The 26915-nt window shown below is 57.8% G+C and carries 20 protein-coding genes; 13 read left to right on the top strand and 7 right to left on the bottom strand.

Annotated elements, in window-relative coordinates; all coding sequences use genetic code 11:
* Window positions 1-10: 10 nt before the first annotated feature.
* Window positions 11-865, bottom strand: coding sequence for a glycosyltransferase family 2 protein (locus I9185_RS14665; RefSeq protein WP_210093416.1), 855 nt, complete (start codon window positions 863-865; stop codon window positions 11-13).
* 206 nt (window positions 866-1071) lie between these two features.
* On the opposite strand from I9185_RS14665, the gene I9185_RS14660 reads away from it, so the two are divergent.
* The 4 genes from I9185_RS14660 (at window position 1072) to I9185_RS14645 (ending at window position 5347) form a co-directional block, all read left to right on the top strand.
* Window positions 1072-1347 carry a hypothetical protein gene (locus I9185_RS14660; protein ID WP_209835048.1) on the top strand — a complete coding sequence of 92 codons (276 nt, stop codon included), beginning with the start codon at window positions 1072-1074 and terminating at the stop codon, window positions 1345-1347.
* A 395-nt stretch (window positions 1348-1742) separates the two neighbouring features.
* Window positions 1743-2657 carry a class I SAM-dependent methyltransferase gene (locus I9185_RS14655; RefSeq protein WP_210093415.1) on the top strand — a complete coding sequence of 305 codons (915 nt, stop codon included), beginning with the start codon at window positions 1743-1745 and terminating at the stop codon, window positions 2655-2657.
* The gene (locus I9185_RS14650) at window positions 2657-3922 is read left to right on the top strand and encodes a glycoside hydrolase family 99-like domain-containing protein (RefSeq protein WP_210093414.1); all 1266 of its coding nucleotides are present in this window, start codon (window positions 2657-2659) and stop codon (window positions 3920-3922) included. The genes I9185_RS14655 and I9185_RS14650 overlap by 1 nt, the downstream gene beginning before the upstream one ends.
* A gap of 129 nt (window positions 3923-4051) precedes the next feature.
* Window positions 4052-5347 carry a glycoside hydrolase family 99-like domain-containing protein gene (locus I9185_RS14645; protein ID WP_210093413.1) on the top strand — a complete coding sequence of 432 codons (1296 nt, stop codon included), beginning with the start codon at window positions 4052-4054 and terminating at the stop codon, window positions 5345-5347.
* A gap of 81 nt (window positions 5348-5428) precedes the next feature.
* Here I9185_RS14645 and I9185_RS14640 read toward each other — a convergent pair whose 3' ends face one another.
* Entirely contained in the window at window positions 5429-6394 is a 966-nt protein-coding gene (locus I9185_RS14640) for a LysR family transcriptional regulator (protein ID WP_210093412.1), read from the bottom strand.
* Here I9185_RS14640 and I9185_RS14635 point away from each other — a divergent pair.
* Both I9185_RS14635 and I9185_RS14630 read left to right on the top strand, forming a co-directional pair.
* Window positions 6387-7502: a phosphotransferase family protein gene (locus I9185_RS14635; protein ID WP_210093411.1), complete on the top strand. Its 1116-nt coding sequence runs from the start codon at window positions 6387-6389 to the stop codon at window positions 7500-7502. The genes I9185_RS14640 and I9185_RS14635 overlap by 8 nt on opposite strands.
* An 11-nt stretch (window positions 7503-7513) precedes the next feature.
* On the top strand, window positions 7514-8755 hold the full coding sequence (locus I9185_RS14630) for an acyl-CoA dehydrogenase family protein (RefSeq protein ID WP_171724541.1): 1242 nt from the start codon (window positions 7514-7516) through the stop codon (window positions 8753-8755).
* A 92-nt stretch (window positions 8756-8847) separates the two neighbouring features.
* On the opposite strand, the gene I9185_RS14625 is transcribed toward I9185_RS14630, so the two are convergent.
* A complete protein-coding gene (locus I9185_RS14625) occupies window positions 8848-10443 on the bottom strand; it encodes a GMC family oxidoreductase N-terminal domain-containing protein (RefSeq protein ID WP_210093410.1) in 1596 nt (531 codons plus the stop codon).
* A 109-nt stretch (window positions 10444-10552) separates the two neighbouring features.
* On the opposite strand from I9185_RS14625, the gene I9185_RS14620 reads away from it, so the two are divergent.
* The 4 genes from I9185_RS14620 (at window position 10553) to I9185_RS14605 (ending at window position 14670) form a co-directional block, all read left to right on the top strand.
* Complete coding sequence (locus I9185_RS14620) at window positions 10553-11791, top strand: TRAP transporter substrate-binding protein (protein ID WP_171636329.1); 1239 nt, start codon at window positions 10553-10555, stop codon at window positions 11789-11791.
* A gap of 64 nt (window positions 11792-11855) precedes the next feature.
* Window positions 11856-12521, top strand: coding sequence for a TRAP transporter small permease subunit (locus I9185_RS14615; protein WP_171636326.1), 666 nt, complete (start codon window positions 11856-11858; stop codon window positions 12519-12521).
* Entirely contained in the window at window positions 12521-13879 is a 1359-nt protein-coding gene (locus tag I9185_RS14610) for a TRAP transporter large permease (protein WP_171636325.1), read from the top strand. Before I9185_RS14615 ends, I9185_RS14610 begins: the two co-directional genes overlap by 1 nt.
* Before the next feature lie 11 nt (window positions 13880-13890).
* Entirely contained in the window at window positions 13891-14670 is a 780-nt protein-coding gene (locus I9185_RS14605; protein WP_171636323.1) for an IclR family transcriptional regulator, read from the top strand.
* Window positions 14671-14933: 263 nt separating this feature from the next.
* On the opposite strand, the gene I9185_RS14600 is transcribed toward I9185_RS14605, so the two are convergent.
* Both I9185_RS14600 and I9185_RS14595 read right to left on the bottom strand, forming a co-directional pair.
* Entirely contained in the window at window positions 14934-16430 is a 1497-nt protein-coding gene (locus I9185_RS14600; RefSeq protein WP_209835121.1) for an aldehyde dehydrogenase family protein, read from the bottom strand.
* Between the two features lie 18 nt (window positions 16431-16448).
* Entirely contained in the window at window positions 16449-17555 is a 1107-nt protein-coding gene (locus I9185_RS14595) for a saccharopine dehydrogenase NADP-binding domain-containing protein (protein WP_171233222.1), read from the bottom strand.
* Window positions 17556-18196: 641 nt separating this feature from the next.
* Between I9185_RS14595 and I9185_RS14590 the strand changes: the two genes are divergently transcribed.
* The 3 genes from I9185_RS14590 to I9185_RS14580 all read left to right on the top strand — a co-directional run bounded on the left by I9185_RS14590 (window position 18197) and on the right by I9185_RS14580 (window position 24609).
* Window positions 18197-20671, top strand: coding sequence for a CoA transferase (locus I9185_RS14590; protein ID WP_210093409.1), 2475 nt, complete (start codon window positions 18197-18199; stop codon window positions 20669-20671).
* Between the two features lie 241 nt (window positions 20672-20912).
* Window positions 20913-22163 (top strand): aminotransferase class V-fold PLP-dependent enzyme, encoded by a 1251-nt coding sequence (locus I9185_RS14585; protein ID WP_210093408.1) that lies wholly within the window; start codon window positions 20913-20915, stop codon window positions 22161-22163.
* 28 nt (window positions 22164-22191) lie between these two features.
* On the top strand, window positions 22192-24609 hold the full coding sequence (locus tag I9185_RS14580) for an FAD-dependent oxidoreductase (protein WP_210093407.1): 2418 nt from the start codon (window positions 22192-22194) through the stop codon (window positions 24607-24609).
* Window positions 24610-24670: 61 nt separating this feature from the next.
* Here I9185_RS14580 and I9185_RS14575 read toward each other — a convergent pair whose 3' ends face one another.
* Window positions 24671-25288 carry a UbiX family flavin prenyltransferase gene (locus I9185_RS14575; protein WP_210093406.1) on the bottom strand — a complete coding sequence of 206 codons (618 nt, stop codon included), beginning with the start codon at window positions 25286-25288 and terminating at the stop codon, window positions 24671-24673.
* Window positions 25285-26793 (bottom strand): UbiD family decarboxylase, encoded by a 1509-nt coding sequence (locus tag I9185_RS14570; RefSeq protein ID WP_210093494.1) that lies wholly within the window; start codon window positions 26791-26793, stop codon window positions 25285-25287. The genes I9185_RS14575 and I9185_RS14570 overlap by 4 nt, the downstream gene beginning before the upstream one ends.
* Window positions 26794-26915 lie beyond the last annotated feature (122 nt).

The following is a 26915-nucleotide window of genomic DNA, read 5'->3' as shown; positions in this document are numbered from 1 at the left end:
CGCTTTGTGATCAAGGTCTGAACGGGGCTGGTCGGACATTCCGGCCATGCCAAACGCCACGCAAGAAAGCCCATTGTTTGGCGCGTTTTCTCGTAGAAAACAACACAACCGGTGACAGCATTTGCAGAAGCGCCGATGCCAGGGCTCGACCAAAAGCCATCGGGACTTCATGCTTGCGGGCGACATAAACGCGTGATTGCCCCATATACCAGCCCTTCAGGCCAGCGATGGCTGGGCTTCCCGGCGAGGATTTGCCTCTGGCGTGGCGCATCTGAGCGTTGTGGACATAGTACAGTGGCCCGCAAACGGCTTTGAGCCGCAGGCTCAGATCATCGTCCTCATGATACAGAAAGATTTCGGGATCAAACCCGCCGACCGCTTCGAATGCTTCGCGGCGGACCAGGAACGCGGCGCCGACGAGGACCGGCAATTCAAAGTCGGAATCGGCTGTTTTCCTGGGCAGGGTTTCATTTCGGGGAATGATCACACTGTATCGCCTGAAACGAGGTGCCCCCTTCCGGTCCAGAATTGCAGGGTTGAAGGCTGACGCATCCGGATGATTGTCGGCCCCCTCTTGCAACGCATCCAATGCTCCGGGCAGCAAGTGAGAATCCGGATTCAGAAAAAAAAGCAGGTCCGTTGTTGCCTTGGCGGCACCAAGGTTGCATGCGCGGCCAAACCCGATGTTGTCGGGGCTTTCGATCAGAGTTGAGCTATGTGCCCTGGCCATTTGCCGAACGGCTTCAATATCATCCGAACCATTGTCGACCAAAATTGTCGGCACGCCCTCTGGGATGGAATTCAGCATCTCAGGCAGTACGCCACTGCTGTTGTAACAAACGCTTATGATCGTAATCTGTGACAATCCTGCCTGCCGTATCTGTGGAATGGGCCTGATCGTTACTTCCTCGCAAACACAGTTAGGGTCAACCCCGGTTACAGTACGACCGATCCGGGCTGCTGAATGCGGTCAGTGATCTTGTGCGCTCAGCGACGACAATCGGAGAAATGATTGAAATGGTTCTGCCCCTATGAAGCGAAGGCGGGAAACCGATCATCAAGCGCGGCCGGATGGTAAAGCCGCATCAGTGGATGCAATGTCTGTTTGATCGGAGCGGTAAGATTTACCTCTTTGGTATTTTTCGATTTCAGGTGGCCGTGGTGAATGAGCAGATTGTTGCCAGTCGTCGGGTTGAAACCAGTAAATCGCAACATGCCCTGAAGGTGATATCGAAATTCCAGCGCCAATCACTTGCCGGAATGAAGGCGTTGGCGGTTCTCAGAACGTTCTGCAAATGGTTGCGGACGCAAGCCTGTGCGCTCAACACCCTGCGCGCGTTTACATGACCTCGCAGTGCCAAAGCCGTGGTTTCCAGTGATATCGGTAAGCTGTTGAAAAGCGTATCAAGCATACCTCAACTGAAGTGCGGCGGGAGCTCACAAGGTTCAACCCGACGCCCACGCGGATGCCGCTTCTTTCGCAGAAAAGGCCACGAAATAAAACCCTGTCAAAACATGGTTCTTTGAAGAAGGTTGCGTGGCGCCCTTGGTGTGAATGATCCCCGGGTGAGTGGTCATTGCCGCTGGGAGAGTTTTGTGCAACAGTGTTCTCTGAGTTGAACATAATTTGGGTACAACATCCAAAGCCTTAGGTATCGGTTTGGTATTGGGGATTGCAGAACCAGACCAAACTATATAGCAGCCGAATTGAAGCACGAAATAAGCATCACGGAAGAATTACAGTGAGCGATAGACATACTTACGAATACGACATTGACATGAACAGTGATGTAGCACCCGCACGCGTGCTGCGCATGGTAAAGCCCGGGTCCAAGGTGCTTGAGATCGGGGCCGGGCCAGGTTCGATCACGCGACATCTTTCCGGCACGTTGGAATGTGATGTTGTGGCGCTTGAGATCGACCCTTCGGCGATCGAAAAGCTAAAGCCGTTCGCACGTTCTGTGTACCCGATGGATCTCAACGATGCTTCGTGGAGTGACATCGTTCGCGAGAAAGACGGGGTATTCGACTACGTGATCGCAGCGGACGTTCTGGAACATGTTTACGACCCCTGGAGCGTACTTTCAGGCATGAAATCGCTGTTGAACGACACGGGATCGGTTATTCTTTCGCTGCCGCATGTTGGCCATGCAGCCATTGCCGGTTGTCTTGTCGATGAAGATTTCGAATACCGTGACTGGGGCCTGCTGGATCGGACCCATGTCCGGTTTTTTGGCATCAAAAACGTTCAGCACCTGCTTAATTCGCAGGGTATGAGCATTGAACAAGCCGAATTTGTGGTTCGTACGCCAGAGATGACTGAGTTTTGTCAACGCTGGAGCCGTCTGCCACAGGATGTTCAGGCCGCCTTGCAGCGCAATCGCTATTCCCATGTCTTCCAGGTCGTAAGCAGATCGGTCCCCAAGGACCGCGCAGAGAATGACATCTACCTGATGGGCCTGCCCGTCGAACGACCCGATGAAGAGACCCGGCAGCATTGGACCAACATGATGGCAGGCCTGCCCCTGTCCGAAGAGATTGATCTGCAATCGACTATCGGGCCGGTGGACGCGAGCGCCGCTTCCCGAGTCGAGCCCGGCCCACTGGCCAAGAAGAAAAAAAAATCGCTGGCGCGGCTGTTGGGGTTGAAGAAGTAATGTCCTCAAACACCGCGGATCGTCAATTCGGCAACATCAGGACAATTGCCTTCTACCTTCCTCAGTTTCATCCGATCCCGGAAAACGATGAATGGTGGGGCAAAGGGTTCACCGAGTGGACAAATGTCGCAAAAGCCAAGCCGCTTTTCACCGGGCATTATCAGCCTCATCTTCCTACGGATCTGGGGTATTATGACCTGCGTGTCCGCGAAACGCGGCTTGAGCAGATCGAGATGGCCAAGGCCAGCGGAATTGATGGATTCTGCTACCACTATTACTGGTTTTCCGGGAAAAGACTTCTTGAGCGGCCCGTCGACGAAATGCTTGCGGATCCCGAAAGCGATATGCCGTTCTGTCTTTGCTGGGCGAATGAGAACTGGACGCGCCGCTGGGATGCGGCCGAGCACGAGATTCTCATTGAGCAGAAGTACAAGCCCGAGGATGATCTGGAGTTCATCAAGTCGATCGAGCCGTTTTTCCGGGATCCCCGCTACATAACAATAGATGGCGCTCCGATCCTGATTGTTTATCGGCCGCAGCATTTGAAGAACTCGCGCAAAACCGTGCAGGTCTGGCGTGACTATTGCGCGTCTGTCGGAATTCCGAAAATCCATCTGACCTGTGCGCTTACGCACCGAAACTGGGACTATGCGTCATACGGGTTTGATTCCGGTGTGGAATTCCCGCCCCACGGCATCAACGTGCCCAACCTCTCGCCAGAAGTGGACTTGTTCGACGATTTCCAAGGCCATTGTGTTGATTTTTCTGCGATCGCAGAACAGTACCTGGGTCACAGCTATGGGCCTGAGAACAACGTTCATCGATCGGTTTTTCCGTCCTGGGACAACACGGCCCGGCGTAAGGAAAATGCCATGGTCGTTTTGAACGGAACGCCGGAAAACTATGAATACTGGCTTTCGCGGGCCTTGCACCAAACCGCTCAGGATTTCCCCGACCAGGAACGTTTCGTTTTTGTGAATGCATGGAATGAATGGGCTGAAGGATGTCACCTGGAACCGGATCGCGAGTACGGGCATGCGTTTTTGCACGCCACCAAGGCCGCTCTCCAAGGTTCAAAGCTGATCGACTGGACGCATGTGGGTGTCCCGGAAATTTCGCGCCGTGGCGAAACCACGGAAGGCATCGCGCATCCTGTTCCATATGGTGCCAACAAGCCGTTGGCCAAACGGGCTTTCCGTCTTTTGCGCGATACGGTCAGCGGTCGGTTGCTGAAACAATGGCTGTCCGCGGCCCGCACAAAATAGAAAACCACGCCGGATTGAGTTGCATGAAAGTCCCAAGTACTTGTCATGCAACTCAGTCTCGTGCTTTGCGTGAAAAAAAGGGTTTTCTTTGTCATAGTCGGCACGACGCGCCTTAGTACGAGAAACTGCATGTCCATCAAAGATACCCTGCTTTACTATTTGCTGACCGCTGCGTCGAAACTCAGCCCACCTTTGTCGCCACGTACGGCAAGGCGGTTCAGAAATTCAGCCAAGAAAAGAGACCCCAAACGGGGTTGGGACAAACCGGGGCAATCCAACAGGCAGGGTTTTGAAGCCATCGGTCAGGCTGAAGAGTTCAAACCCTTCGACCCGCCTGCGAAAGCTGAACCCGCAGTACGGGCAATTGCGCATTACCTGCCGCAATTTCATCCCTTCAAAGAGAATGATGAATGGTGGGGCAAAGGCTTTACCGAATGGTCCAATGTCGGAAAGGCCGTCCCGAATTATCCGGGCCATTACCAACCTCATTGTCCGATTCATCTGGGTTACTACGACTTGCGGTTGCCAGAAATCATGGTCGAACAGACGCGGATCGCGAAGTCATACGGGATAGGAGGGTTCTCCTATTACTACTACTGGTTCGGCGGAAAGACCTTGATGGAGCACCCGCTCGAACAAATGTTGGGCAATCCGGAAGTCGACATGCCGTTTTGTCTGACATGGGCAAATGAAAACTGGACGCGCCGCTGGGACGGGCGGGCGCACGACGTTCTTATCGCGCAAAACCATTCGATCGAGGATTCCCTGAACCTTCTGCGTCATATACGAAAATACTTTGATGATCCGCGCTACATTCGGATAGATGGGAAACCGGTTTTCATCGTGTACCGAGCGAACATCATACCGAATATCGAGGAAACAACCGCAGCTTGGCGAAAAGAGGCAGAAAGCTGGGGCGAGCCGGACCTGTATCTCATAGCTGCCCAGACTTTCGATATCGGCGACCCCGAGAAACTGGGTTTTGACGCTGCTATGGAGTTCCCTCCGCATCAGGTAAAGCGCACCGACATCACGGATGAGATGGGGATCTACAATCCAGAGTTCACAGGAGCCGTTCTGGATTACCAGGCCGTGGTCGAGGCAGAGCTTCAAAAGCCGGAACCCCGGTACAAGCTGTTTCGGTCCTCCACGCTCTCATGGGACAATACCGCGCGCAATCAGGATGCCCCCCGGATTATGGGGCGGTTCACGATCGATGCCTACAAGCGCTGGACGGAACATTTGTGCCGCCAGGTTCTTGCGCAGGAAAAATACAGTGCCGACGAAAAAATCGTTTTCATAAACGCGTGGAACGAGTGGGCAGAGGGGACTCATCTGGAGCCTGACCGAAGATATGGCTTTGCCTATCTTCAGGCGACCTATGATGCGTTACCCAAGAAGTCTGAAAGTCAGATCAATACGTGATGTTTTCGACCTTGAGGTTTCGCGGACCTGACGGTTGGCGCCTCTGATATCCGGACGTCACATGTTGCCCGGGGTTCCGTATCAATTCTGATCGACCCTATGATGCTGTTCCGTATCGTTCGCTCTGACGGTGCGACCTGCAATTTGGTCGAACATCCATTGTACGGCTTCGTCGCCGTCGGACCGGATATGCCGATAAAGGCGAAGTTCGATCGGAGGCACTTCAACCGGCAGCCTCAACATGCGCAGCCCCATTTCACGCGCGCTGCATTCGGTCAGCGTGGCAACCATATCTGTATTGTGCAGAATATCCCGGATGTTCAGATAACTTTGCATCTGAAGCCCGAGTTTGCGCCGTGCGCCCAGTTTGCGCAGGACGATGTCGACCGGACTCGCCCCCTGAGGCCGTGAGGAAACATGCAGATGTGTCAGCTGAAGATAACGCCCCAGCGTCAATGGGCCTGAACCCAGCGGGTGGTCGGGTCGCATGGCACAGACATAGCGGTCCTTCATGATGGTTCGGCTGATCAGATCCGAACTGTCCGGCATCGGAATGTCAGACGCGATGTCGATCGTGCCCTGCTGCAACGCCTTGCGCGTATCCCGGCGGGGAATGCGCACGAGGCTGAGTTCGACCTGGGGTGCCGTGCGCTGAAACCCGGACAAAAGCCCGGGCAGGATGATGAGGCTGTGAAGATCGACCAAACTGACCCGGAACAGCCGTTTGCTGGTGAACGGGTCGAACCGTTCACCCTGCGCCGATGCGGCTTGCAACTGGTGAAGAGCGGCTGAGATCCTGTCCGAAATGCTCTCTGCCAGGGCCGTGGGCTGCATCCCCGTGCTGGTCTTCACGAAAAGCGGGTCGTTCAGTGTCTTGCGCAACCGGGTCAGGGCGTTGCTGACGGCCGGTTGCGTGATCGACAGGCGTTCGGCAACGCGGGTCAGATTTCGTTCGGTATAGATGGCGTCAAAAATAACAAAAAGGTTCAGGTCGATCTTGTTGAGCTTGGTCGTCATGTCATTCACCAGAATTATGCTGATGATCATGCAAGTAAATTTCACAAATGTCATTGAGGGCGGTAAGCTGAATGGTATCCCGGCGGAATACGGAGTTTCATGCATGACCTCATCCGGCCTCGAACTCGATACCGAGCGGCTTTCGACATATTTGGGGCGCCATATCCAAGGTTTCGCCGGCCCATTGTCCTATCGGAAGTTTTCGGGCGGGCAGTCGAACCCAACCTATCTGCTGAAGGCCGGTGGTTCGAAATACGTGCTGCGCCGCAAACCGCCAGGTGACCTGCTGCCTTCGGCCCATGCCGTGGATCGGGAATATCGTGTTCTCAGGGCACTTCATGGCACTGCGGTTCCGGTCGCCAAACCTTACGTGCTGTGTGAGGACACGGATGTCATCGGTTCCATGTTCTATGTCATGAGCTTCCAGGAGGGCCGGATTTTCTGGAACCCGGCGCTGCCCGAGTTGGAGGTGGCCGACCATCATCCGGTGTTCGATGAAATGATCCGGGTTCTGGCCGCGCTGCATTCGGTTGACACAGGCGCCGTCGGCCTGTCCGACTTCGGCAAGCCGGGAAACTATTTCCAACGCCAGTACAGCCGCTGGACCAAACAGTATCGGGCCGCAGAAACAAGTAATCTTCCCGAGATGGAACAGCTTATGGGCTGGCTGTCCCGCAACCTGCCCGATGGTGACGGTTCGGTCAGTCTGATCCACGGTGACTTTCGCATAGACAATTTTATCTTCGCTTCGGATGCCCCGCAGATCACCGCGGTTCTGGATTGGGAACTGTCGACGCTGGGCCACCCGATGGCTGATCTGGGCTATTTCTGTGTGTGTCTCAGATTGCCGCCCACCGGTCTGATCCGGGGGCTGCAAGGGCTGGATCGCGCTGCTTTGAACATCCCTTCCGAAGCTGAGATGATCGAGCGGTATTGTTCGCTTCGTAACCTGTCAGAGATTGAAAACTGGACCTTCTATCTGGCTTTTTCCTTTTTCCGGATGGCTGCGATTGCACAGGGTGTTTACAGCCGTGCGCTGGCAGGAAACGCATCGAACGAGAACGCAATGGCGTTCAAGGGGCTGGTGGCCCCTCTGGCGCAAATGGCGCTCGACGAAATCGCTGCTGCAACGCACTGAAGAGGATCACAATGGATTTTGCTCCATCGCCACGCGCCACGGAAATGCACGACCGGCTGAAGGCCTTCATGCAGGCGCATATCTATCCGCGCATTCGCGACCACAAAGAGGAAATAGAAGCCGGCAATTTCCCCGTTTCGTTCATGGAAGACCTCAAGTCGCTGGCCCGCGCCGAAGGGCTTTGGAACATGTTCCTGCCCTCCTTGCGGGATGATGAGCCCGGAACGCGGCTCAGCAATCTTGATTACGCGCCCCTGGCCGAGCTGATGGGCCAGGTGAGCTGGTCTTCGGAAGTCTTCAACTGCAACGCGCCGGATACCGGGAACATGGAATTGCTGCACATGTTCGCCACACCCGAGCAGCGCGAAGACTGGTTGGTGCCGCTGTTGAACGGCAAGATCCGTTCGGCCTTTGCCATGACCGAACCCGACGTGGCCAGTTCGGACGCGACCAACATAACAACATCCATCCGGCGCGAGGGTGATAAATACGTCATCAATGGCCGCAAGTGGTTCATCACCAATGCGTGCCACCCCAACACCAGACTTTTCATCGTCATGGGCAAAACCGACCCGAACGCCGATCGCCATAAACAGCAAAGCATGATCATCGTTCCAAAGAATACGCCCGGTTTGGAGATCGTGCGCAATCCGACGATCCTGAACATGCACGATCCCGAAGGCCATGCTGAACTGGTGTTCAAGGACGTGCGCGTCCCGGTCGGCAATCTGCTGGGCGAAGATGGCAGCGGTTTTGCACTGGCTCAGGCGCGGCTTGGGCCCGGGCGAATTCATCATTGCATGCGCTCGATCGGGGCGGCGGAAATGGCACTGAACCTGATGGTGGAACGTGCCCAGGAACGGAAGACCTTTGGCAAGCAACTCTCGGAACAAGGCGTGATCCGTGAATGGATCGCCAAATCCCGGTTGGAGATTGAACAGGCGCGGCTGTTGACCCTGAAGGCGGCCTGGAAAATAGATCAGGTGGGGGCGAAAAAGGCCTTCCGCGAAATATCCCTGATCAAGGTCGTGGCGCCCCAGGTACATGCAAAGGTTACGGATCGTGCAATGCAGGTCTTTGGCGCAATGGGCATGACACCCGACACGCCATTGGCCGATAGTTACACTTGGGCCAGGGCATTGCGCTATGCAGATGGACCGGATGAGGTCCATCTTCAGGCCATTGCCAAACAGGAGTTGAAGAATTCCAACTATGGGATGTCGGCGCAGTGGCTGACACCGCCTCTGCGCTAGGTCTGGGCAGGGATGGCATCACCGGAATATCCCTAAGATACGCAAGCCGAGTTGCCCAGTTTTCCTGGCATTCGGATACGCGGCCTGCCGCGCTATGTTCCGGCGGCAAGCAAATCGCTCGCCTTTTCTCCGATCATGATCGCGGGGGCGTTTGTGTTGCCGCTGACGATTTCCGGCATGATCGAACAATCCGCGACCCGGAGGTTTCCGATGCCGTGCACCTTTAGCGCGGGGTCTACGACTGCGGTTTCGTTCGTACCCATCGCGCAGGTCCCCGTTGGGTGATAGATCGAAACGGAATTCGATCTGACCCAGTCCAGCGTGCCCTCGTAATCGTCGGTCGAGAGTTGGGATGTCGGGCGGAACTCTTCGGAAATCTTCGATGCCAGCGGATTGTGCTGTGCGATTCTGCGGGCGATGTTCACGCCGTCAACGATGGTTCGGCAATCCGTTTCCGTCGACAGATAGTTCGGAATGATCTTTACATGCTGTGATGGGTCCGGGCCGTTCAGATGCAGTTCACCCCTGCTTTCCGGCCGCAGCTGGCACACGGACATGGTAAAGGCGGAAAACGGGTGTACGCCTTCGCCGGGGCTGTCGGCGGACCACGGCTGTACATGGAATTGAATGTCGGGTGTTTCTACGTCCGGGCGCGTTTTCATGAATCCGGTCGCAAGGCTGGCCGCCATGGTCATCGGACCGGCGCGGAACAAAGCGTATTTGAGCGCGATACGGGCCTGATTGATCAGGCTGCGCACCTCGTCATTCAATGTGGGCTCATTGCATTTGAAAACGAGACGGGCCTGCAAGTGATCCTGTAGTCTTTTGCCGACATTGGGCAAGGCATGGACCGGATCGATGCCGTTTTTCTTCAGGTGGTCCGGGTCGCCTATACCCGACAGCATCAGAATTTGAGGAGAGTTGATTGCACCGCCGGACAGGATGATTTCGCGCCGAACGTTCAAGGTTTTCTCATTGCCTGCGCGATCCCGATAGACAAGTCCGGTCGCCTGTTTTCCATCCAGCGTTATGCGTGTCACCAATGCGTTGGTGATGATGTTCAGGTTTTGTCGGTTTCGAATGGGTTTCAGATACGCCACAGCCGAGCTGCACCTGCGCCCATTGCGGGTGGTCAGCTGAAAATACCCTACGCCTTCCTGATCTGCGCCGTTGTAATCCGGATTGAACGGGTATCCGGCGGCTTGCGCTGCCGCGACCCAAGCGTCGCAGATCGGTCGCTGAATGCGCATGTTCGACACCGACAGCGGCCCACCGACACCGTGATACGGGTCTTCGCCGCGTTCTTGATCTTCGCTGCGTATGAACAGCGGCAGCACGTCGTCCCAGCCCCAGCCGACATTCCCCATCTGGCGCCAGCGGTCATAATCTTCCTTTTGGCCGCGCACATAGAGCAGACCGTTCAGAGAGGATGAGCCGCCCAGCACCTTGCCGCGTGGCCAGTCGATCGAGCGCCCGTTCAGGCCCGGATCGGGCTCGGTCCTGTAACACCAGTCCACCGAAGGGTTGTGCATGGTTTTGAAATAGCCAACCGGGATGTGGATCCAGGGGTTGGTGTCGCGGCCGCCGGCCTCTAACAGCGCGACGGTAGTGTTGGGATCGGCGCTGAGCCGATTGGCGATGACACAGCCCGAAGACCCCGCGCCAACTACCGCATAATCCACTTCCATGACCGCCTCCTTCCAACGTCGTTGAAAAAAACTCTATGCAAGATGCAAGAAATATACTAGCCTTTTTTGATACAAAACGTCTCAATAATTGCGAACAGGGAGGTAAGCAATGGAGATTGGTCGGAAACTGAGTGGTATTTCGCGGCGGGATTTCTTCCGGGTAGCGGGGCGCTATGGCATGAGCTCGACGCTGCTTGCAGCAGGAGGGTTTGGCGGTGCGATGAGCCTGGCCAATCTGGCGCAGGCGGCGGAATCCACGTATGAAAAACGCTTTTCGAAAGAACCGAAGTACACGTTGAAATTTGGTGCGTCGGGCTTCAACACCCGCAACTTGCTGATCGAGCGCGCCGGCGCCATCGAATTTGCACGCGACCTCGAAGAACGCACCGATGGCGAGATTCGGATCGAGTTCATCGGCGACAACCAGATCTGCGGACAACTCAGCTGTGTTGAAAAAACCCAGCAGGGAATCGTCGATATCTACGCAGCTTCGACCCAGAATTCGGCCGGCGGTGCGCCTTATCTGAACGTCCTAGACTATGCCTACATGTTCCCCAGCCGGGCGGCGCAGTATCATTTCTTCTACAGCCCCGCCAGCCAGCGCATCCTGCGCGACCCGCTTGAAAAGCGTCACGGGCTGAAATTCCTGTTCACCCATTGTGAACTGCGCGGTCTGCAAATGGGCTCGACCTTTGCCGACAAGCCGACCGTCACCAAGCTGGAAGAGCTGTTCGGCACCAAGAACCGCGTGACCGGTACGCAGCTGGGTCGGATCGCGATGCAACTGCTGAACCTGAACCCTGTTCCGGTGGCATGGGAAGAAACGCTGGATGCGCTCAAGACCGGTCTGATCGATGGTGCGGAAACCTGGGCCTCGGCGGTGGCATATGCGAACATGGCGCCTGTGGTTTCGCAATCGGTGAACCTGAAGTTCTTCTGCGGTACCGAACACACTTCGATGTCTGCCAAAGTATTCGATGGCCTGGGCGGTGAATTGCAGGATGCCGTGATGGAATCGTCCTATTTCACCCAGGCCCTGATCCAAGGCGCGAATGAGGCGGCACTGCTGAACACGGTCGGATTCTCGGATCCGCAATTGCCGCAAACCATTTTTGCGGAAAACGGCGTGCGCCCGGCCTTCCTGCCGGAGGACCAGATCAAGCTGGCCGAAGAAATGTGTGCTCCGAACTACAACCCCGAGCCGTGGGCGCAGTGGCGCGAGCGGCTGAACAAATGGGCCGGTGGCATCGATACTTACCAGGAGATCTACGACATCGCGCGCGAGATCCCAGCGGACACGCTGCCGGAAAATGTCGAGCCGCGCCGCTGGTGGAAGGGCGAGGCCTGATTAGACTGCCAGAACCGGCCCGAACGGGCCGGTTCAATCAATACCCACTGGGAGGACGGGCTTCATGTCACTTTGGGCAGACATTGGCGCAATATTCAGCGCTTTTCTCAGCCAGGATTCTTTCGAGATTCAACTTGCTCTGGAATCCGACGCGGCTTGGATCGTTGGTGCGATCGTTGCCGCGATCGGGGGTTTGCTGGTCATGTTGATCTATCGCATGGTGCCGTTGATCGAACGTCATCTGGAACGGTCGGTCATGGTGTATTCTTATCTTGCCATCGCACTGATCATCTTCTGGGGCGTGATCGACCGGTTTGTCTTCAATGATCAGGAACCCTGGTCCACAACCATTCCTCCGCTTCTTTTCATGGTGATGGCCTGGTTTGGTGCGTCCTACAACGTACGCTTGCGCACGCATCTGAGTTTCAGTGAATTCCGCACCGCCATGCCCCGCGGCGGGCAATTGGCCTGCCTGTTTCTTGACGCGGTGCTGTGGTTCATCTTCGCGGTGATCGTCATCGTGACCACCTCGCGACTGGTGGCGCTTTCGGCCTCGAACTTTCAGATCGTACTGGGCACGGACAATATCATGCAGTGGTGGTTCCTGCTGGCTGCACCATTGTCATTCTTCTTAATGGTCGGTCGCGTGTTTCAGAACCTCGCCGATGATTTGCACAACTGGAAAACAGGCGAGCCGCTGATCAAGCAGGCCGTGATCGGGGCAGACTGATGACAGACGGAACACTTGTTACACTGATCTCGCTGGGGGTCACCTTTCTGTTCATGCTGGGCGTGCCGGTGCTGCTGGTCATCGGTTACTGGGTCATTGGATGTTCCTTTGTCCTTGGTCTGACGCTGGACAATATGGGGGCCGAACTTCTGAACGTTTTCAACAAGGGCTTCGCCCTGTTGGCGATGCCGTTGTTCATCCTGACCGGCGACCTGATCAACAAATCCGGCATCGCGCGACGGCTCAGTGATTTTGCCTATGCCTGCCTAGGCTGGATACGCGGCGGACTTGCAATGGCGTCGCTGGGGGCCTGCGGGCTGTTTGCGGCGATTTCGGGGTCGAACTCGGCCACGACGGCGACCATCGGGTCGATGCTGCACCCCGAGATGGTAAAGGGCGGCTATGACGAACGGTTCAGCGCCGCGACCGCTGCTGCGGGCGGTACTGTCGGTATCATCATCCCCCCTTCGATCATCTTCATCGTCTATGGCTTTCTGATGAACCTGCCGATTTCCGAATTGTTCGTGGCCGGTATTCTGCCCGGTGCGCTGATGGTCATCGGGATGCAGCTGGCGTGCTGGATCATCTGCCGCATGAACGGGTGGGGCTATCTGATCCCACTGCAATTGAACCGGGTGCTGAAAACCGCCTTCGGGGCCTGGCTCGGCTTTTTCGCCATCGGGCTTGTGCTTTGGGGCATATATACCGGCAAGTTCTCTCCGACAGAGGCCGCTGGCGTGACCGTGGGCTTTTGTGTCATTGCGGGGCTGGTCAGCTACCCGATCAACCGCATCATGGGGGCCCGGAACGATATACCGCCAACCGAAAAGAGCTTCGCTGAAATGTTCGTGGTCGAGGGGTTCACGATCCCTGAGATCCCCTCAATCGTTATCAGGTCTGCCCAGATTACGGGTATCCTGGCCCCGTTGATCGCAATTTCGGTTGTGATGCAGCAGATCCTGTCCCTACTTGGCGCACAGGAAACAATCGGAAACTTCGTGACCTCCATGGGGGGGTACCATGCGGTTCTGTTTACATCGATGGTGATCGTCTTCTTTTCAGGCATGGTGCTGGAAAGCCTTCCGGTCACCATCATCCTGGCCCCGATCCTTGCGCCAATCGCAGCCTCGGTTGGAATTGATCCAATTCATTTCTCAGTCATCTTCCTGGTCGGTGCATCCATCGGGTTTATCACACCACCATACGGGCTTAACCTGTATGTCGCTTCAGGCGTGACGGGCGTGCCGTACTTCCGGTTGCTGCGCTATACGGTGCCTTATTTGGTGGCCCTGCTATCGGTCTGGATATTGGTGTCGCTGGTGCCCGAACTGGCCTTGATCCTTCTGCCAAATAACTAGAATGTTGAAGGATGGCCGAGACTGATACTAAAGACAGAGAAACTCAGATTCCCACCAACCTGCGCCTGTTGCTGATCCTTGAAGAGGTGGCACGGCGCGGCGTTGCGGTCAAACCTTCGGATCTGATCGATGCATTGGGATTGGCCAAACCCACAATCCATCGTTTGCTGCAAACGGCAGAGGCAGAAGGGTTCCTGCAACGCGATCTTGACGGACGGTCCTATGGTCCGGGCAGAAGACTGCGGCTGTTGTCCGTGAATACCATGTCCGCCGAGCATCTGCGGACCGCGCGTCTCGCCATCCTGCGCGGCGTGGCCGACGAAGTGGGCGAAACATGCAATCTGGCCATCCCGGATCGCGAAGGCATGATCTATCTTGACCGGGTAGAAACCAAATGGCCGTTGCGAATTCAATTGCCGATCGGAACCCAGGTGCCGTTCCACTGCACGGCCAGTGGCAAGATGTACCTTTCCACCTTGCGCCCCAAAACTCTGAACGGGTTTCTGTCAGCCGGAAAGCTAAAAGAGCAGACCGCCCGTTCATTGACAGAGCCGAAGGCCCTGCTGAGTGAAATCAAGATCACGGCCGAGCGGGGGTTTTCCACAGACGACGAAGAATTCATGGCGGGCATGGTGGCGATCGCCGTGCCGGTGCAGGACGCGCAGGGCAGGCTGGTTGCCACGCTTTCAGTTCATGCCCCGACGCAACGGCATGATGTCGGCAGTCTGAAGTCATTTCTCGACACCTTGCGCCGGGGGGCGGAAAAACTGTCGCAGCTGTTGGGCGAGTAAATGGCGCAACGGGATAACCGGCAATAATCAGGCCGACGGCCGTTCGTGGCAGTTGTATCGAGGATGCCGCAAAGCCTCGGAAGGCCTCTTGCCGAAACACAAGACAATCCATCAGCACCGGAATGGCCGTCGTCGCGCCGGCATCGGAACCCTTGGCCAAAAGGCCGCCTCAACATGCAGAACAAAACACCCGGGACTGGGCGTCCCGGGTGGTGTTTTTTGCTGGCCTTTTAAGTTTTTGCCCGACGACTATCCAGCGATACTCAGATGTCGAATTTGACGCCCTGGGCCAGTGGAAGTTCGGCCGAGTAATTCACGGTGTTGGTCTGACGGCGCATATAGGCTTTCCACGCGTCCGAACCGCTTTCGCGCCCGCCGCCGGTTTCCTTCTCTCCGCCAAAGGCGCCACCGATCTCTGCCCCTGAGGGCCCGATATTGACGTTGGCAATTCCGCAATCGGATCCGGCCGCAGACAGAAACTGCTCGGCCTCACGCATGTTCAGGGTAAACACGCAGGATGAAAGGCCTTGTGGTACGTCATTCTGAAGCTCTACCGCGTCGTCGAAATCGTCATAGCCCATGACGTAGAGGATCGGCGCAAAGGTTTCGGTTTTCACGGTCGCGGTCTGACCCGGCATTTCGACGATCGCAGGTTCCATGTATACACCTGCCGGAACACCTTCGGTAACGCGGTTGCCGCCGAACACCGAACCGCCTTCCGCTTCGGCCGCTTTCAAAGCGGCGGTCATCGCCGCGCCCGCGGCTTCGTCCACAAGCGGCCCAACCAACGTGCCGTCTGTCAGTGGATTGCCGATGGGCAGACCCGAATAGGCTTTTTTCAGACGGCTCACCAGTTCTTCGCGGATCGAGTTGTGCACGATCAGGCGACGCAACGTGGTGCAGCGTTGACCGGCGGTACCAACTGCCGAAAAGACAATCGCGCGCACGGCCATCTCCAAATCAGCCGAAGGGCCGATGATCATTGCGTTGTTGCCACCCAGTTCCAGAATGCACTTGCCAAAGCGCTGTGCGACGATGGGGGCGACAGCGCGGCCCATGCGGGTCGATCCCGTGGCCGAGATCACCGGAACATCTTCACTGGCCACCAGTGTTTTTCCCAGATCGGCGCCACCGATAAGCGTTTGCAGAAGACCGTCCGGCGCATCGCCAAATCGGGCCAGGGCGCGTTCGAAAATCTTTTGACAGGCCAGCGCCGTCAGCGGGGTTTTTTCGGACGGTTTCCAGATCACCGGATCACCGCATACGATGGCCAGAGCAGCATTCCACGACCAAACCGCAACCGGGAAATTGAACGCGGAAATCACACCAACCGGGCCAGCAGGATGCCAGGTTTCCATCATCCGGTGGCCGGGACGTTCGGACGCGATGGTCAGGCCATAAAGCTGACGCGACAGGCCGACGGCAAAGTCACAGATGTCGATCATCTCCTGCACTTCGCCCAGACCTTCCGAGGTGATCTTGCCCGCTTCCCAACTGACCAGAGCACCCAGGTCGTCCTTGGCTGCGCGCAGCTCTTCACCCAACAGGCGGATCAGTTCACCCCGGCGCGGGGCGGGGACAACGCGCCATTCCCTGAACGCAGCCTTGGCTCGGGAAAAGATGGCGTCCATGTCCGAGATCGGCGTCTCGTGCACTTCGGCCAGCAGGCTTCCGTCAATCGGCGACGTGACCCTGAGCGTGCCGCCTTTTAGTTGGGCCTCGGTCAGATCCAGGTTTGCAAGCGTGGTTTGGGCTGTCATTACGATGTCTTTCATATCTCAGGCCGCCTTGTTCTGTTCGGTGACGTCGCCAGCGCGATACAGCTGGCCAAATTCAGTGTTGAGGAAATCGTCCAGCTTGACCTGTTCCTGCCGGACAAAGCCTTTCGAGGGCAGAGCTCCGATCCGCATCAGATCGACCACCCCCAGCACGCCTGCGGCGGTCGTGACCTGAATAGCGCTCCAGACCTGTCCATTGATGGTGCGGGCAAAGGATTTGTTGATCAGGGACTTTTCGCGCAGCACGCCATCAATGACGCCTTTTGCGGTGCAATATACCAGCACCACGTCCTGATCGGTGCGGGGCAGAGCGGCCTCGAATATCTCTTTCAGCAGGTCGCGGCGGCGTTCCAGTCCCAGATCGTTCAAAAGCAGCTTCAGGATATCGCAATGACCCGGATAGCGGATCGAGCGATAGGACACATCCCGCGCCTTGCCTTCCAGCGTTTCCGGCAACGTGCCCAGACCGCCCGAGGTATTGAAGCATTCGTATTCCACGCCGTCATGGCCCAGAATCTCGTAGTTCTCCAACGGCGCGGTCTTGACCAGCTTGCCGTTCACGATGGCATCGCATGGGTTGCAATATTCGTTGATCAACCCGTCGGTGGACCAGGTCAGGTTGTATTTCAGCGCATTCGTCGGATAAAGCGGCAATGCCCCCACCCGCATGTGCAGGCTGTCAATCTGGTCAAACTCCGCCGCCAGCGAAGCTCCGGCGATGCCGACAAAACCTGGCGCCAGACCGCATTGCGGCATAAACGCAGTTGCGCTGTCCCCGGCCAGTTCACGTACCGCATTCGTGGCCGCAACATCTTCGGTCAGGTCGAAATAATGCGCCCCCGCCGCTTTGGACGCTTTGGCGATGGAAGGGGTCAAGAAGAACGGCGCTGCCGAGATGACTGCGTCGAAACCGGTCAGTTCCCGGGCCAGCCCGTCCGCGTCATTGGCATCGATCTGTCTGGTTCCAATGCCCATCTTCGAGATATCACCAAGCGCTTTTAGATCATGATCAGCGACCGTCACAGAGTAATTCGGCGACCCTTTCAACAGGGTTGCAATCATCTGTCCGATCTTTCCAGCGCCGACAACGCACACATTCCAGGACATAAAGATCTCCGCTGTTTCCCATCCTGTCGCAAGCGTGACGCGCGGCCACGACAATTCATAGGTGCCAATTTGACGAATTGATGTAGATGGTTGTCATATTGTCGGAAAAAGGGATAAATTATCGGAAGCGCAATTGCCGGCCATGTGTCGCGACAGGTCCTGCCACGTGCCAACGTGGCCCTTGGCCCGATTGCGCCGTGACCTTTTGTCTTGTGTTGCCTGACACTTGGGAAGCGTCACGTTCTTGAGCGATTCCAATAACTTGTTTTCTGACTGCTGGGCGCAACGGTCCGGTGATCTTTCAAGCCGACTGATCCGCTTCCATCCAAGCCTCGAAGCGCTTCCAAGTTCGCGTCACACGCGGATTTTTGAGCGGTGTTTCTCGTTTGCGACATGGTTTGGTCAAATCGAACAACTTCTTGGCATTGCTCGGCTGCATGGTACGCCCAGCGGTCGCCGGAGAAGGCTGTGAAGCTCGGCCGTGGCCGCCTTGTCGCGTGTTGAACAAGGGCAGGTGTTGCATTGATCGCGTTATGTCCCAAGCCCGAAAACTCAGCCTGTTCCGAGAAGGGCGTTGTGATCTCTTGCCTGCACGCCGATTCGCAACAAACTCACCAAACACCCTGGGAGGGTCACAACGAATGACTGCAAGGCCACTCGATCATATTCGTGTCCTCGATTTTGGCCAATACCTGGCTGGTCCACTGGTTGGCATGATGCTTGCTGATTTGGGGGCAGAGGTGATCCGCATCGACCCGCCCTGTGGCCCGCGATTGAAAGAACCGGCCACAGACATGCTGTCACGTGGCAAAACCGCCGTGACGATCGACCTCAAATCCGAAGGGGGTTTGCAGGTCGCGCGCGAACTTGTGGCGCGGGCTGACGTGGTGATCGAGAACTTCCGGCCCGGCGTGATGGAGAGGCTGGGCCTGGGTCCGAAAGCTCTGCGCGACATAAATCCGCGCATCGTGTCATTGTCATTGCCGGGGTTTGCCTCAACCGATCCCGCGCTGGCCGATCTTCCGGCGTGGGAAGCCGTGATCGCGGCCCGCACTGGGCAATTCACGGATATGGGGCTGAACCGGCGCCTGATGGGCATCAACCCATCCTTTTCACCTTTGACGCTGGCATCCGCCTATGGCGCTTCGTTCGGCGCGATGGCCGTGCAGTTCGCCTTGGCTGCACGTGACCGGAACGGAGGCGACCACATCGAGGTGCCTCTGGCTTCGGCCCTGCTGGAAGGGTTGGTGTATAACTGTGAGCAGATTGAAGACTATCCCGAACGTTACAAGTCCCCTCGCGAAGTGGAACTTGACAGGCGCGCAGCCGAAGGCTTGCCAACGGATCTGAGCTTTGCGGAACTGGAAGAGTTCCTGGACCCTTTCTATCGAACTTATACCTGCGCCGACGGGCGTGGGTTCTATGTGGTGGCGGGCAGTGTGAAAACACATCCCCGGCGGGTGTTGGAGACGCTTGGCCTCAAACACCTTGCCGATCAATTGCCGGACTTCGACGCCTATCTCGATACCGCAGACTGGCCGGATGAATGGTCGCTGCGCAACTACCCTGTCGGAGCAAGGGATCGCGCGCGTGTATCCGACGCAATGAAAAAGGCCTTTCTGACAAGGCCCTCTCATGAGTGGGAAGCCCTTTTCGGGTCTGCCAAGGCGCCCGGAACGGCGCAACGGTTCAGCAAGGAATGGCTGGCCGATCCGCACGCTTTGGCCTCGGGCCTGGTGTTGGAGGTAGAGGACCCGCGTCATGGGAAGATGCAGCAGATGGGAAATGTTGCGTGGCTTGCGGATGATGGCGCTGCGCTGGTCAAAAAACCGGGCCCCGATTCCGATGACGCACCCGTTTCAACGATCCTTGCCGAACCGCCGCGCAGCGGACCACCAGCCGCAAGCGGCCAGGGCTGGCTGGAGGGTTTGAAGGTGCTGGACCTGACCAACGTGATCGCCGGTCCGACGGTCGGGTCCACGCTGGCACGATTTGGCGCTCAGGTGACTTCCGTTCAGCCGGCAGAGCCATCAGTTGATCCGTGGAACACCGTGGTTTTCGGCCTGCACGCACATCGTGGAAAACAAAGCGTTTTGCTGAACCTGAGCTCGGATGACGGGAAGCGGGCGTTACGGCGGCTCATCGACTCCTCGGATGTCATCACCATAAACGGCACGGATGAGCAGCGCGATGCCCTGGGGTTGAGCGCGGAAGAGCTGGCGGCGATCAACCCCCGTCTCATTCTGGTGCAACTCGATGCCTTTGGCGGTCCTGCGCGCGGACCCAAATCGGACCATCTGGGGTATGACGACCTGGCGCAGGCGGCGACAGGGGTCATGGTGCGTTTTGGCGGTGGCATGGCCACGCCCGAAGAGCATGCGCATTTCGGTACCATTGACGTTCTGACCGGCTATTGCGCATGTGTTGCGCTTGGTGCGGCCCTGCTGAGATTGCAGAAAACCGGCAAAGGCGGGATTGCGCGGGCTGCGTTGGCGGCGGCCGGCAACCTCATTCAGGCGCAATTGATGTATGATTTCGAAGGCCGCGCGCCCTTTGATGAACCGGCCGGGAGCGCAGCTATGGGCTGGGGACCATTCTACCATTGTTACCGCGCGGCGGACGGGTGGATGTTCTTTGCCGCACCCACCGAACAACGCAAAGCCCTGCGCCGTGTCTCGGACCTCGCCAGCGTGGCCGATATGCCGGAAAAGGAATTGCCGGATGCGCTTGCGGATCATTTTGCAAGGCAACCTGTTGAATACTGGCAAAAGGCGTTTTCCGGTTCCGCCAGCACTGTCATGCCTCTTGGATCGTTGCATGACACGCGCGACGCCGTGTTGCAGCCGGAAAGCGCCGGGAATATCGACCTGACGCGGGGAACGTTCAACGTCATTCGGCATGACATGCATCCCATGGGCCGGTGGTGCGATCTGGTTGCCCCAAATGCCGTGCGACCCGAACGCGCCCGGATCGTCATTCCCGGACCGATGCCGAAATACGGCGCGGATACACGCAGCATTCTGCGAAACGTCGGTTATGCAGATGAGGATATCGACGCGATGATCTCTGCTGGATCTGCCGCCGAAAGCTGGTCGGAAAAGTACTTGCCCGAGTAGCCGACCAGCCACAGACGGTTCGGAAATCAAGAAGATATACCATCCGCCGCCGCAGGCACGGGCTCCCGGGCCTGGCGATGGGCAATATCTGTCGTGACAAGCTTTGGACTGGCACCCGCGCGACTTGCACAGAATATTCAACCGCTTTGCCACAGTTTTTTTTGCATGTCTTGCGGCAAGAACCGTCCTAGGGTCGGCAAAGCACAGCTTTGCACACACAACGAAACAAGAACCACTGACCATGAGCCAAATATCAGAGAGCCTGCTGAACCAAATCCGCAGCCGATTTGCCCAGATCGATCATTGCCCCGAACAGGGTGAGCGGATCTTTTTCGAGAATGCCGGAGGCGCACTGACATTGAATTCAGTTTTGGAAAGCTCGGTTCGTTACGCCGCCATCCCGGACAACCAGGGGCGCGACAATCCGGGATCCCATGCGCTGGTCGCCACGATCAACGCGGCCAAGGCGGATATGCGGGATTTCATGAACGCACCCGGCGGGCAGTTCTTTGTGGGTGAAAGCGGTACAGAACTGTTGTTCCGGCTGATCATGAACGCATGTCTGGGAACGGGTCCGGGCGTTGTGCTGGGATCCACATTGGAACACCCGGCGACGCGTTCGGCCTGTGATCGTTGGGCCCGCATTTCCGGGCAAACCCACGTTTTGGTACCCCATGATGACGCCACCGGCACCGTCTTGGCCGAAGCCTATGCCGCGGCCGTGACACCGGATACCAAAGTGGCGACGATCCTGCATACCTCTCCGGTGACGGGAATGGGCGTTGATGTCGCTGCCGTTTCTCAGGCCATCCGCACCGTGGCTCCGGATTGTTTCATCATCGTCGATGGCATCCAGCACGCAGCGCATGGCCGGATCGATCTGACCACCTATGACGTCGATGGTTATGTGATTTCGCCCTACAAGGTGTTTTCGCGTCATGGCTACGGCGTGGCCTGGATCTCTGATCGCTTGACCGCGCTGGAGCACAACGCCTTGCTGAATGGCCCCGCGGACAATTGGGAAATGGGCACGCGCGACACCGGAGCTTATGCCACGATGTCCGACGTCGTATCCTATTTCGAATGGCTGGGCAGTCAGGTCAGCGATGCCGAAGACCGGCGCGGCAAGTTTCTGGCGGCGGGTGATGCGATCCATGCGCAGGAAAAGGCGCTGACCGATGCGATGATCCACGGCACCGGTAACCTGAGCGGCCTGGCCGAGATGGAAAAAGTCACCATTCTGGGCGGGGCCGACAACCCGGCACGAGAAGGTCTGGTATCGCTGCGTGTCGAAGGCGTGGCCTCGTCCGAGGTCGTCAAACGGCTGAACGAACACGGTATCCGCACGCATCTGCGCAAGGCGGACCACTATTCCGGCAATATCCTGACACCGCTTGGCTATGATGCCTGTGTACGGGTCTCGATGTGTCACTACAACTCGATTGGCGAAGTCGCCAAATTCCTTGCCGTCATGAAAGAAATCGCCGCCTGAGCCGCGCCATATCCAAGGACATTCCCTCATGAAAACCCATGCACAAGCTGTTGTCATCGGCGGCGGCCTTGCCGGTACGTCGATCCTGTATCACCTTGCCAAACTCGGCTGGACGGACTCGATCCTGCTGGAACGCGATGAGCTGACCAGCGGATCGACCTGGCACGCGGCGGCCAACATCCACGGTCTGCATGACAACAACAACATCACCCGCATCCAGCACTATACGATGAACCTGTACAAAGAGCTGGAGAAGGAAACCGGCCAAAGCTGCGGGGTGTTCCAGCCCGGATCGCTCTATCTGGCCCAGACCGAAGAGCGCGAACAGCAGTTGCGCCTGCAAGAGGCGAAGGCCCGGTTCTATGGGCTGAATTTTCACGAGGTCAGCCGGGAAGAGGCCAAAGAGCTGCACCCGCTGGCGCAGTTTGATGACATCCGCTGTATCATGTACGAACCTGATGGCGGCAATGTGGACCCGTCCGGCGTACCGCATGCCTATGCCGCCGGGGCCCGTGCGATGGGGGCCACCATCGAACGGTTCTGCCCGGTGATCGCCACGGAACAGCAACCCGATGGCAGTTGGATCGTTCGTACGCCCAAGGGTGACATTCATGCCCAATGGGTGGTCAACGCGGCGGGCCTCTGGGGGCGCGAGGTGGCGGCGCTGGCAGGCTTGACCCTGCCGCTGCAACCGACCGAACATCAGTATTTCGTGACCGAAAGCATCGACGAAGTGGCCAGTCTGGGCCGTCGTCTGCCGTCAATCGCCGACCGGGACGGCGAGTATTACTTCCGACAAGAGGGCAACGGCCTGCTGATCGGGGCCTATGAGAAAGACATGAAGTTCTGGGCCGAAGACGGTACGCCGCTTGACTTCGCGCATGATCTGTTTCCCGACGATCTGGACCGGATCATGGAAAATGTGATCCGCGCCACCGAACGCGTGCCGGTTGCCGCCACAGCCGGGGTGAAACGGGTAATCAACGGCCCGATGATCTGGTCGCCCGATGCCAATATGCTGTGGGGGCCGGTGCCCGAACTGAAGAACTATTTCCTCTGCGGCGGTCTGATCCCCGGCTTCTCGCAATCCGGCGGGCTGGGGCTGCTGGCGGCGCAATGGATGATCGAGGGTGAGCCGCAATATGACATGTTCGCCTGGGATCTCGCCCGCTTTGGCGACTGGGCCGACAAAAAGTTCACCAAGGCCCGGGTCGAAGACGCATACACCCATCGGTTCAAAATTCACTTCCCGAATGAAGAACGCAGTGCAGGCCGCCCGGCCCGTGTGCGCCCCGCCTACGAGATGCAGAAACAGATGGGCTGTGTCTTTGGTCTCAACTGTGGCTGGGAACACCCGTTGTGGTTTGCCGATGTACCCGGCACCGAAGAGACCACTGGTTTCACCCGCCAGAACTGGTTTGATCCGGTCGGGCGCGAGGTTCAGATGCTGCGCGACAGCGTGGGCGTGATCGATATCTCGAACTTCGCCAATTACCTGATCAAGGGGCCTGGTGCCTACGACTGGCTGGACCGCCTGGTGGCCAATCGCGTGCCGACCGAAATTGGGCGCAGCTGCCTGACGCCGCTGATTTCGGTCCGCGGTGGCGTGGCGGGGGATTTCACCGTCACCAAGCTGGCGGAAGACGAATATATGATGATTGGCTCCGGCATGGCTGAACGCTATCATCAGCGCTTCTTTCAGATGGTGGAAATGCCTCAGGGCACAACTCTTGACGTCGCAACGGACCGCATCGCCGGGTTCAACATCGCCGGCCCGAAATCACGCGAGGCATTGGCGCGCTTGACCAATGCAGACCTTTCCAACGAAGCGTTCCGCTTCATGCGGTCCCGAAAGATCACCGTAGCAGGTGTTGATTGCGTGGCCATCCGGGTCAGCTTTACCGGCGATCTGGGTTGGGAACTGCACTGCGCCGAAACCGATCAGGTCGCGCTTTACTCTGCGTTGCTCGAAGCCGCCAAAGACTACGGTGGCGGCCCCGTGGGTGGACGGGCGCTTGGGTCGCTGCGCATCGAAAAGGGTTATGGATCCTGGGGGCGGGAATATTCCCAGGAATACTGGCCGCAAGAGGTCGGGCTGACGGGCCTGATCAAGCTGGACAAGGATTTCCTGCACAAAGACGCCTATCTGTCCATCAAGGATAGAGCTCCGCGCGAGGTCCTGTCCATCTTTGAACTGGACGTGACCGAGGATGCCGACGCCACCGGCAGTGAGCCGATCTTTACACCTGATGGTGCGCCTGTCGGCCGTGTCACATCGGGGGCGTACGGGTATTCAGTCGGGAAATCTCTGGCATTGGGTTTCCGCAACCCCGAGGTGGCGCAGCCAGGGGATGAAGTGGTGATCCAGGTGATTGGCAAACCGCATAAGGCTCGGGTGCTGGCAGAGGCGCCGTTCGATCCTTTGGGCGGCAGGCTGCGCGACTGAAACAACCGGCCCGCCGGATCAAGGTCATCCCATAGCCGCAGATCTCATCCGCGATCTGTGGCTATGGGATGTGCAATTTGCTTTCGAACCGTTCGACAGGGTCCGCCTCGGTTTCGGGATGCCACGGTTTCGCGGCCGGTGCGCAAACCTTCAGACAATCAACAGCGCGCGCTGCGATCTGATCCGCGATTTCGGTTATGTTGACCGGGTTCAAATAGAAGGCAGGCACAGGGGGCAGGATGATGGCTCCCATTTCTGCGGCCGCAGTCATATTGCGCAAATGCGCCAGTGTCAGCGGCGCTTCTCGTGCCAGCAGTACCAGTGGGCGTCGTTCCTTGAGCTGAACGCCCGCCGCGCGTGTCAGCAGGTTGTCGTCCAGTCCATGCGCGATCGCACCCAATGAGCGCATGGAACAGGGCGCGACGATCATCCCGGATACCGGCACCGAACCGGACGCTATACTGGCCCCGATATCGGCGGGCGCATGATGACGGGTTGCCGACTGCCGCAGTTCCTTCAGGGCATCCGGGCCGCATTCCTGCGCAAGCGTCAGACGGGCGGCGGGGCTGACGACCAGGTCGATTTCGATATCCGCCGATGTCAGATGTCGTGCGACCGCAAGGCTCAAAACCGCACCGGAAGCGCCTGACACGCCTAAGACTACTCGGGTTTTCGTCATGTTCTCAGCTCTGGCATCAATCTGTCTATCAGGTCTTCCGCAAATGCGTGATCAACCTTGTCGGTGCGCATGACCGTCCCCCATTCCCGCTGTGTTTCACTGCCTGTTTTTGTCGTGGCGTCGATGCCCAGCTTTCCGGCCAGACCGGGTTCCGGCGAGGCGAAATCCAGATAATCCATGGGTGTCCTGTCCAGGTTCATCACATCGCGGCCCGGGTCCATCCGCGTGGCAAGCGCCCAGGCGATATCGTTCCAGTTTCGGGGGTCGATATCGGCATCTACCGCAACGATCATCTTTGTATAGCTGAATTGCGGCAGCATCCCCCAAAGCGCCATCATCACACGCCGGGCCTGGCCCGGATATCGCTTGTCGATGGCGACGATGGCGATGCGATAGGAACAGGCGGCAGGCGGCAGCCAAAGGTCGTGTATTTCGGGGATCTGAGCGCGAATGGTCGGCAAGGCCAATCGATTGAACACTTCGCCAATGATCGCAGGTTCGTCAGGCGGGCGTCCGGTATAGGTTGACAGATACAGTGGTGCCTCGCGATGGGTCACGGCCGTGACATGCATCACCGGAAACGGCTCGGCGGGGTTGTAGTACCCGGTATGATCCCCGAACGGCCCTTCGGGTGCTGTCTCGCTTGGCGACACCCAACCTTCCAGAACGATCTCGGCATCTGCCGGTACAAGCAGTGCGACGGATTTGGCCGGAACCAATCGTGGCCGGTTCTGGTTCAGGGCCCCGGCAAATGTCAGCTCAGACACCAATTCGGGCAGGGGCAGAGCCGCCGACAACAAGGTCGCGGGGTTTGCGCCCAGAACTATTGCGACCGGCGTCTTTTCGCCGTGCTGCGCCCAACTGCGATGATGAGCGGCCCCGCCGCGATGTGGCAACCAGCGCATAATCAGACGGTTCCGGTCCAGCACCTGAACGCGATAAACGCCGGCGTTGTAAGTTTGTACCGCGTCGGGTTCGCTGCCACGGGGGCGGGTGATGACCACAGGCCAGGTGATCAGGGGCCCCGCGTCCCGGGGCCAGTGTGTCTGGATCGGCAGCGCAGAAAGATCAACATCGGCTCCGCTGTGGCAAACCTGCTGAACAGCGGCGGTTTTGATCTGCTTCGGTCGTGTGGACAATGCGGCCTTCAGCATCGGCCACCGGGACAGCGCATCCCGCAACCCGCCCGGCGGCGTCGGGGCCCGAAGCGCGGCCAGAAACGCGCCCAGATCACCCAGCCCATCGGAAGAAACGCCCAGCCCGGCGGCGACGCGTTCCGAAGTTCCGAACAGGTTGACCACAACCGGCATGTCGCACTGCCCCGAGGGCACGCCCGTCGGCGTGTCGAATTGCAACACGGGCCCATTGGCCTCTAACACGGCGCGGTGGACAGCGGTCATTTGATGGCGCACGGAAACCGGTTCGGCGATGCGCCTGAACTGCCCTTTTTCTTCACACCATTTCAGAAAATGTCGAAGGCTGGGATATGGCGGCAGAGTGCGAATGGGTTTGCTCCGGCGATGGTGCCTACCCTCTAGCAGCGAAAGAGACCGGTCGAATTGACAACCGTCAAGTCCCGGGCGCCGGGGCGGCTTTAGGAAGGCCGCACCGGTTCACTTTGTTGAGA

This window comes from Ruegeria sp. HKCCSP346 (assembly GCF_017872595.1).
In the GTDB taxonomy this organism is placed as follows: domain Bacteria; phylum Pseudomonadota; class Alphaproteobacteria; order Rhodobacterales; family Rhodobacteraceae; genus Ruegeria.
This window is presented reverse-complemented; position numbering and strand designations above follow the sequence as displayed.

Bases quoted from the DNA above. Each gene is read 5' to 3' on its own strand.
- I9185_RS14625 (WP_210093410.1), bottom strand. From the start codon at position 10,443: ATGGAAGTGGATTATGCGGTAGTTGGCGCGGGGTCTTCGGGCTGTGTC.
- I9185_RS14630 (WP_171724541.1), top strand. From the start codon at position 7,514: ATGGATTTTGCTCCATCGCCACGCGCCACGGAAATGCACGACCGGCTG.
- I9185_RS14605 (WP_171636323.1), top strand. From the start codon at position 13,891: ATGGCCGAGACTGATACTAAAGACAGAGAAACTCAGATTCCCACCAAC.
- I9185_RS14650 (WP_210093414.1), top strand. From the start codon at position 2,657: ATGTCCTCAAACACCGCGGATCGTCAATTCGGCAACATCAGGACAATT.
- I9185_RS14575 (WP_210093406.1), bottom strand. From the start codon at position 25,288: ATGACGAAAACCCGAGTAGTCTTAGGCGTGTCAGGCGCTTCCGGTGCG.
- I9185_RS14600 (WP_209835121.1), bottom strand. From the start codon at position 16,430: ATGACAGCCCAAACCACGCTTGCAAACCTGGATCTGACCGAGGCCCAA.
- I9185_RS14615 (WP_171636326.1), top strand. From the start codon at position 11,856: ATGTCACTTTGGGCAGACATTGGCGCAATATTCAGCGCTTTTCTCAGC.
- I9185_RS14640 (WP_210093412.1), bottom strand. From the start codon at position 6,394: ATGATCATCAGCATAATTCTGGTGAATGACATGACGACCAAGCTCAAC.
- I9185_RS14595 (WP_171233222.1), bottom strand. From the start codon at position 17,555: ATGTCCTGGAATGTGTGCGTTGTCGGCGCTGGAAAGATCGGACAGATG.
- I9185_RS14620 (WP_171636329.1), top strand. From the start codon at position 10,553: ATGGAGATTGGTCGGAAACTGAGTGGTATTTCGCGGCGGGATTTCTTC.
- I9185_RS14635 (WP_210093411.1), top strand. From the start codon at position 6,387: ATGATCATGCAAGTAAATTTCACAAATGTCATTGAGGGCGGTAAGCTG.
- I9185_RS14660 (WP_209835048.1), top strand. From the start codon at position 1,072: ATGGTAAAGCCGCATCAGTGGATGCAATGTCTGTTTGATCGGAGCGGT.
- I9185_RS14585 (WP_210093408.1), top strand. From the start codon at position 20,913: ATGAGCCAAATATCAGAGAGCCTGCTGAACCAAATCCGCAGCCGATTT.
- I9185_RS14610 (WP_171636325.1), top strand. From the start codon at position 12,521: ATGACAGACGGAACACTTGTTACACTGATCTCGCTGGGGGTCACCTTT.
- I9185_RS14580 (WP_210093407.1), top strand. From the start codon at position 22,192: ATGAAAACCCATGCACAAGCTGTTGTCATCGGCGGCGGCCTTGCCGGT.
- I9185_RS14645 (WP_210093413.1), top strand. From the start codon at position 4,052: ATGTCCATCAAAGATACCCTGCTTTACTATTTGCTGACCGCTGCGTCG.
- I9185_RS14590 (WP_210093409.1), top strand. From the start codon at position 18,197: ATGACTGCAAGGCCACTCGATCATATTCGTGTCCTCGATTTTGGCCAA.